We start from the raw sequence: 4,559 nt of genomic DNA on the forward strand, positions 1-4,559 counted from the left end.
AGAGCCGAGCCCATGCTCGGCTGCTCTACCGCGGGCGTCCGGAGCCGAGCATGGGCTCGGCTCTACAGTCGCATCGGTGCCAACCCATGGTTGGCACCCACCGAACTCTTCCTCAGAAGATATCGAACGCGGCGGCGTCGGCCTGCGGCGTATTGAGGTTCAGGTCGTAGTCGGTCAGGCGATCCATGTCTTCCACCTTCACCCACTCGGTCGCGCCGTTGAGCGTGGCCTGGACCATGCCGCTGGGCGGCTCGTTCTGCGCGATCGGGGTGTCCTTCAGCGCGGTGCGCATGTAGTCGATCCAGATCGGCAGCGCCGCCTTGCCACCGTACTCGCGGTAACCCAGCGAGCGGAAGTCGTCACGGCCCACCCACACGGTGGTCACGTACGGGCCGCCGAAGCCGGAGAACCAGGCGTCACGATGGTCGTTGGTGGAGCCAGTCTTGCCGCCCACGTCCTCGCGGCCGAGCACCTTGGCCTGCACACCGGTACCGCGCTGGACCACGTCGCGCATCATCGACACCAGCTGGTAGGCGGTGCGGGCATCGATCGCGCGCGGGGCGGTGCGGGCATCCGGGTTGGCCGGTGCCGTCGGGGTTTCGACCTTGGCTTCGGCCTTGGCCGCGGCGGCCGGGTCCACCTTCGGGGCCGGGGCGCCGAAGTTGAAGCCATCCACCACCTGGTTGACCGGCTGATCGCTGCTGCCGGCGCAGTCGCGGCAGGCCAGCGCCGGGTTTTCCTTGAACACCAGGTTGCCGTCGCGGTCATTGACCTGGTCGATCAGCCAGGTATCCACGCGCGAGCCGCCATTGGCGAACACCGCGTAGCCACGCGCCACCGACAGCGGGGTCAGCGATGCAGTGCCCAGCGACATCGACAGGTTCGGCGGCAACTCCGATTCGGCAAAGCCAAACTCGCTGATGTACTTGCGCGCGTAGTCCACGCCCATGCCATCGAGCAGGCGTACCGAGACCAGGTTGCGCGACTGCACCAGCGCTTCACGCAGGCGCATCGGGCCGCGGAAGCCTCCGCCGTCGTTCTGCGGGGCCCAGGTCTTGCCGCGGCGATCGCGGAACACGACCGGGGCGTCGAGCACGATCGAGGCTGGGTTGTAGCCCTTGTCGAAAGCGGCCGCGTAGACGAACGGCTTGAAGCTCGAACCCGGCTGGCGGCGGGCCTGGGTGGCGCGGTTGAACTTGTTGCCGGAGAAGCTGAAGCCACCCACCAGCGCCTTCAGCGCGCCGCTGTGGGCATCCAGCGAGACCAGTGCGGACTGGCCGCGCGGGATCTGGTCCAGCAGCCACTCCCCTTCCTTGGCACCGGCGCGTACGCGCACGATGTCGCCGCGCTGCACCAGCTTGCCCGGGGTCTTGTTGGTCCACTTGGCGGCACCGGCTGGCAGCACGATCTCGGTGCGGTTGGCCAGCACCACCGTGGCGCTGCCATCGGCCGCGGTGCTGGCGACGATTGCCGGCAGCAGGCCGGCCTGGCCGTACATGCCGCGCAGGTGCTCGGCCAGCGCGGCGGTATCGTCGCCGGCGCCCAGCTGCACCTGCTTCTCCACGCCGTGCCAACCGTGGCGGTGGTCGTACAGCAGCAGGCCATCACGGACGGCCAGGTTGGCGGCGGTCTGCAGGGTGGAGTCGATCGTGGTGGTGACGTGGTAGCCCTTGTTGACCACGTCGCCGCCGAAGCGGGCGATCATTTCCTGGCGCACCAGCTCGGCCACGTAGGGTGCATCGACCTGCACCGGCGGCTCATGCGCGGTGGCGTGCATCGGCACGGCCTTGGCCGCGTCGGCTTCGGCCTGGCTGACGAACTTCAGGTCGGCCATGCGCTGCAGCACGTAATTGTCGCGGCGCTGGCGGGCACGTTCCGGGTTGGAGATCGGGTTGCCCGACGACGGGAACTTGGGGATACCGGCCAGCGAGGCCATCTCGTCCAGGTCCAGCTCGTTCAGCTTCTTGCCGTAATAGAACTCGGCGGCAGCGGCCACGCCGTAGGCGCGGTTGCCGAAGAAACTCTTGTTCAGGTACAGCTCGAAGATCTCGTCCTTGCTCAGCTCGGACTCGATCTTGCGCGCCAGCAGGATCTCGGCCAGCTTGCGGGTGTAGCTGTACTCGGAGCTGAGGAAGAACTGGCGGGCGACCTGCTGGGTGATGGTGGAGCCACCCGGCACGCGCTTGTCGTTGGTGGTGGCCAGCAGCCAGACCGCACGGCCGATGCCCATGTAGTCCACGCCGCCGTGTTCGTAGAAGCGGGCGTCCTCGGTGGCCAGGAAGGCCTGCTTCAGCCGCTCGGGCACGTCCTTCATGGTGATCGGGGTGCGCCGGGTCTCGCCGAACACCGCCATCAGCTTGCCGTCGGCAGCGTAGACGTACATCGGCTCCTGCATTTCCACGTCGCGCAGGGTCTGCACGTCGGGAAGCTTGGAGGAAACGGCATAGTACAGACCGCCCACGGCGGCCGCGCCGATCAGCGCCAGGACCAGGACAATCAGGAAGATCCAGCGCAGCCAGCGGCGGAGTCGAGTCATCGGGTTCAGATTCCGATTGCGAATTTCGTGGTCGCAGAGTATAGATTACGCAAGGTGGCGGCTGGGGTCGGCACCGGGGAGCGCAAGGGGAACAGTCAGGGGCTGCATGGTGAATCCGTGAGGGATTTCACAGCAGGGCCGTTGCCATTTGCTAAGAATACGTTATTAATGCTCGGACGCAGGTCTTGCGTCCAAGTGCCCGTCGGCAGGGGAGAAACCGTGGGGCTCATCCCAAAAAGTCAGTCGCCGCTTGTAGGCGTCGACATCAGTTCGACTGCGGTAAAGCTTTTGCAGCTGTCCCGCAGCGGCAATCGTTTCCGCGTGGAACATTACGCTGTGGAACCTCTTCCGCCGAATGCGGTGGTGGAGAAGAACATCGTCGAAGTGGAGGCCGTCGGTGAGGCCATCCGCCGGGCGATGAACCGTTCAGGCAGCAAGGCCAAGTTGGCCGCTGCCGCCGTCGCGGGGTCGGCGGTGATCACCAAGGTGATCCCGATGCCGGCCGATCTCGACGAAAACGACATGGAAGCCCAGATCGAGCTGGAAGCGGTCAACTACATTCCGTATCCGATCGAGGAAGTGAACCTGGACTTCGAGGTGATCGGGTCGATCCCGAACAACCCGGAGATGGTCCAGGTGCTGCTGGCCGCGTCGCGTTCGGAGAATGTCGAGCTGCGCCAGTCCGCGCTGGAGCTCGGTGGCCTGCAGGCCAAGGTGATGGACGTGGAGGCCTTCGCGGTCGAGAACGCCTACGCCCTGGTCGCCAGCGAGCTGCCGGTGTCCATCGACGGTGTGGTTGCGCTGGTCGACATCGGCGCCACCATGACCACCCTCAATGTCCTGCGCGGCGGTCGTAGCCTTTACAGCCGCGAGCAGGTGTTCGGTGGCAAGCAGCTGACCGACGAGATCATGCGCCGCTACGGCCTGAGCTACGAGGAAGCCGGGCTGGCCAAGCGCCAGGGCGGCCTGCCGGAAAGCTACGAGATGGAGGTGCTGGAGCCGTTCAAGGAAGCCACGGTCCAGCAGATCAGCCGCCTGCTGCAGTTCTTCTATGCGGGCAGCGAATTCAACCGCGTCGATCACATCGTGCTGGCCGGCGGCTGCGCCGTGCTCGGTGGCCTGCCGGAGATGGTCGAGGAACAGCTGGGCGTGCCGACCGTGGTCGCCAACCCGCTGGCGCAGATGACCCTGGGGCCGAAGGTGAACGCGCATGCGTTGGCCCAGGATGCCCCCGCGCTGATGATCGCGACCGGTCTGGCGCTGAGGAGCTTCGACTGATGGCACGCATCAATCTATTGCCCTGGCGCGCCGAACGGCGCAAGCAACGCCAGCGCGAGTTCTACGCAATGCTGGGCATGGCCGCTGTCGGTGGCCTGCTGTTGTCGCTGATGATCTGGTTCTATTACGACCGCCAGGTGAGCGGCCAGATGGACCGCAACGCCTATCTGGAAGCCGAGATCGAGAAGGTCAAGGAACAGAACAAGGAGATCGATCGCCTCGACGCGCAGAAGGAACGCCTGCTGGCCCGCAAGAAGGTGATCGAGGAACTGCAGGCCAAGCGCTCGCAGATGGTCCACCTGTTCGACGCGCTGGTGCGCACCATTCCCGATGGCGTGGTGCTGACCGCGCTGAAGCAGGAAGGGGATGTGCTGACGCTGGAAGGTCGCACCCAGTCCAATGCCCGCGTTTCGGCCTACATGCGCAACCTGGAGACCTCCGGCTGGATGACCAATCCGGAGCTGTCGATCATCGAAGCGCGTGACCCGGAGAAGGACAAGGATGGCAAGGTCGGTCCGCTGGCCGACATCAAGGCGCTGCCCTACGTGTTCGTGGTCAAGGTGAAACTGCCGGCACAGAGCGAAGAGGTCTCGGCGACGCCGGGCCTGAACGCCGATGGCTCGGTGGCGACGGCTGCGCCGGCACCGGTGGCTCCGTTGGCCGCGGGTCCGGATGCCGCGACGCCTGCGGCTCCGGCAACGGGCCAGCCGGCAGCGGCTCCCGCTGCACCGGCCGCTGCACCGCC

General features: G+C 66.2%; 3 protein-coding genes. 2 read left to right on the forward strand and 1 reads right to left on the reverse strand.

What is annotated here, in order from left to right; all coding sequences use genetic code 11:
- Window positions 1-112: 112 nt before the first annotated feature.
- On the reverse strand, window positions 113-2,536 hold the full coding sequence (locus HMPREF3114_RS19760) for a penicillin-binding protein 1A (protein WP_053498472.1): 2,424 nt from the start codon (window positions 2,534-2,536) through the stop codon (window positions 113-115).
- Window positions 2,537-2,755: 219 nt separating this feature from the next.
- Between HMPREF3114_RS19760 and HMPREF3114_RS19765 the strand changes: the two genes are divergently transcribed.
- Both HMPREF3114_RS19765 and HMPREF3114_RS19770 read left to right on the forward strand, forming a co-directional pair.
- Window positions 2,756-3,814 (forward strand): pilus assembly protein PilM, encoded by a 1,059-nt coding sequence (locus HMPREF3114_RS19765; RefSeq protein WP_014038321.1) that lies wholly within the window; start codon window positions 2,756-2,758, stop codon window positions 3,812-3,814.
- The coding region (locus HMPREF3114_RS19770; RefSeq protein ID WP_070490507.1) for a PilN domain-containing protein at window positions 3,814-4,559 on the forward strand (746 nt) is incomplete at its 3' end. The genes HMPREF3114_RS19765 and HMPREF3114_RS19770, both read left to right, overlap by 1 nt.

The sequence above is a fragment of the Stenotrophomonas sp. HMSC10F07 genome (assembly GCF_001807895.1).
GTDB lineage: Bacteria > Pseudomonadota > Gammaproteobacteria > Xanthomonadales > Xanthomonadaceae > Stenotrophomonas > Stenotrophomonas sepilia.

What these genes read in the sequence shown, in the direction of transcription:
- HMPREF3114_RS19760 (WP_053498472.1), bottom strand. Translation starts at nt 2,536, where the DNA reads ATGACTCGACTCCGCCGCTGGCTGCGCTGGATCTTCCTGATTGTCCTG.